The 2,989-nt window shown below is 41.7% G+C and carries 2 protein-coding genes; both read right to left on the bottom strand.

The genetic code is table 11. The features are described from left to right. Positions 1-273: 273 nt before the first annotated feature. The gene (locus ACEW8O_RS22650) at positions 274-1,086 is read right to left on the bottom strand and encodes a glucose 1-dehydrogenase (protein ID WP_373496909.1); all 813 of its coding nucleotides are present in this window, start codon (positions 1,084-1,086) and stop codon (positions 274-276) included. A gap of 149 nt (positions 1,087-1,235) precedes the next feature. Then, on the bottom strand, positions 1,236-2,989 hold a 1,754-nt coding region (locus ACEW8O_RS22655), incomplete at its 5' end, for a hypothetical protein (protein ID WP_373496910.1).

Genomic DNA, 2,989 nt, shown 5'->3' on the forward strand with positions numbered 1-2,989 from the left:
AGGAAATGTATATTAAACATAAATAGGACCTCTGGAGATTCTTCGTGCCTCAGAATGACGGCTGCCTAGAGGGTAACTTGATGTCATTCCTTTTCTGAATGTTTTTTTAAAAATGTTGGGGACTCAGGATGACGGCTGCCTAGCGGACACTTGATGTCATTCCTTTTCTGAACATTTTCAAAATGTTGAAAACTCGAGGCGACAAGTCATATGATAGACTTGAATGCTTTTTGTAGTTCAACAATATAAATCTCCCAATCTGTCATTGGCAGGTCAGGAATCCTGTTTTTCAACCCTAGCCTCAGCACCGGCCAAAATCCCACCATCTACATTCAATTCGATTCCGGTGATATATTTGGACTCCTCAGAAGCCAAATACAACGCAGCATATGCCACATCGATAGGTTCCCCAAATTTGCCCAAAGGTATTCCCTGTTCCACTGAACGAATGATCTCTTTTCTTTTATCACCTTCACCCAACATTGCATCCCACATTGGGGTCATGATGGCAGCGGGATGTATAGAGTTACATTGGATATGGTAGTTCTTTTCAGCGCAGTGGAGTGCCACAGATTTGGTATGATTCCTAACCCCTGCTTTACTGGCTGCATAAGCTGCCGCTCCGGGAACTCCCACTATACCGCTTCTGGAAGAAATGTTGATGATACTTCCTGCTCCTTTTCTTTTCATCCATCGGATAGCGTATTTACATCCCAACATGGTACCACCAAGGTTTACGTCCAATACCTCATTCCAGGATTTCCGGTCAACATTTTCTATATCATGGGGACCTGTGGTTTCAAGAAAACCTGTAATACCGGCGTTATTGATCAGAATATCCAAGCCACCAAATTCCAAGGTGACTATTTCTGATATAATTTTCCACTCCCCTTCATTTTTGACATCAAGAGGATAAAAATAGGCCCTCTCACCCAGGTCATGGGCCAGGGCTTTACCTTGATCCACCAAAATATCTGTGATGATGACAATGGCTCCTTCCTGATGAAAAAGTCTGGCTATGGCTTCACCAATCCCCCTTGCTGAACCGGTTATCAATGCGGTTTTACCTTTTAATCTTCCTTCCATGATATTATAGGTTTACTTTTTCAAATATGATGGGCAAATCTTGATTTTGGTTGCTCAAAAAGCAAAAAATTAAGTCCAAATTAATCTAAAAAAACAGACCCTCTTCCTGAATTGGAAAAGGGTCTGATAAATATTATTTTCATACTGGATTAAATCCTGATTACAGCACCAAGTGTCATATCCTCAAATTCATTTTGTGTATCTGCATCCAAGTTAAGTTTGGCCCCAAAGTTTGATTCCACGATTATTCCCCAACCATTTCCTTTTCCAATTTTTGATTGTCCGATGATCAAACTTCCGCTTGTGCCTGCTGTCACAGCAATATTTGCCCGGCCATTTCCAAGTCCCGGCATAGGTTTGCTTCCTCCTCCGGAAATAACTGAATACCTGATTACGTTTTTCATGCTATTGGATTTGATAAGGATACCTGTCCAGTAACCTTTTTGGTCACCCTCACCCTTAAGTTCAATCGGCAGCTCCTGTGTACCAACTGAAGTGAAAAATGCACCTGAATTGATGGTCAACAGCGCATCTTGCCCAAATTCAATTTTTACTCCAGGCAACAATTTCAGTCCGGAACCGGATTGTACCTGCATACTTTTTGGTAGATAATAGGTTACTCCTCCCGAAAGCGGACCCCATATTGTTTCCCCTGCAAGATTTATAGTACCTTCAAAAACCTCAATGGAGTTTTTAAGATTATTGGAAGTAGTGATGTGGGACTCGTGAATACCTCTGACCATGCTGATAGGAAGTGCCATGACATGATTCTTGATACCCGAAAAAGTCACCTGATCAAATTCTCCCAACATGCCTGAAGGACTTACATAAACACCATATCCATCACTGTCCTGTATCTTCACATGCTTCAAATGGATTCTGTTTCCATGCACATTACTGATTCCAATTGCCGCACTTTTATCTATTCCTGATCCGGCCTGACCGTTGCCGGCATTTTTGATCTCCACCCATTCAAGACGATTGACATTATTACCTGTGCTGACAACCAAACCTCTCCACTTTTCAGAGCCAGCTGGAAAAACATCAAAAATTATTGGCTCATCACCGCTACCCTTTGCCAACAGAGAGCCATCTGTAATTACCCTGATATATTTGTCCGGAGCAACACCAATTTTCACTCCTTTTTCTATGGTCAAAGCGGATTTGATAACCATATCTTCTTTGATTTGGTACTTTACATTGTTCTGTAAATTTTTCCAGACAATCTCAGCGTCTTCTTGAATTTCATTGCCCAAAAGCTCGACATAATTGACTGTCTCATTTTTAGCTTCAATGACGGATTCTGCATCCAGCTTGTGCGCCTCCTTTACCGGAAGAGTGATATTGATGCTTTCATTGTGTCTAAAAACATTATTAGAAAATTGGATAACACCGGAATTACGTACCCAAAGACCATTGCTGGATGAATGCTGGATTACAGTATGGCTAAGCTTTAAAAAGCTCAATTCAGAAACACCAATAGCTGTAGCTTGTGGCATGGGATGGATAGGACGTGCTCCTGCAAAATTTATTTCCACATGCAGCAATTCGTTCAAAGGATTGTTATTGGTAAATACAATACCGGACCAGTATCCTTTTGTAGCTTGCTTGCCTGTAAAAATGACCTTCTTCTCCGCAGTACCCTTGGCTATCAAGGCTCCGGATTGATTGATATGCATGCCTTTTTTGTCTTCAAAAGCAATCACCACTCCCGGCATAACTGTAAGCTTGGCTTTCACGGCAATATCAGCAGTGACTATATAATCAGGAACAGAAGGATCTTGATTGATATCTTCCAAAACACGGTCTTGGGTGATGTCTTGGTTGATGACATTGCTTGCTGGCGCTCCTGCTACAGCGGTAAGTTTTACAGTTGCCGTCTTTTCTCCTGTCTGATTGGCGA

This window comes from Aquiflexum sp., from assembly GCF_041749095.1.
GTDB lineage: Bacteria > Bacteroidota > Bacteroidia > Cytophagales > Cyclobacteriaceae > Aquiflexum.

Excerpts from the sequence above, each read along its gene's own strand:
- ACEW8O_RS22650 (WP_373496909.1), bottom strand. The coding sequence starts at position 1,086 with ATGGAAGGAAGATTAAAAGGTAAAACCGCATTGATAACCGGTTCAGCA.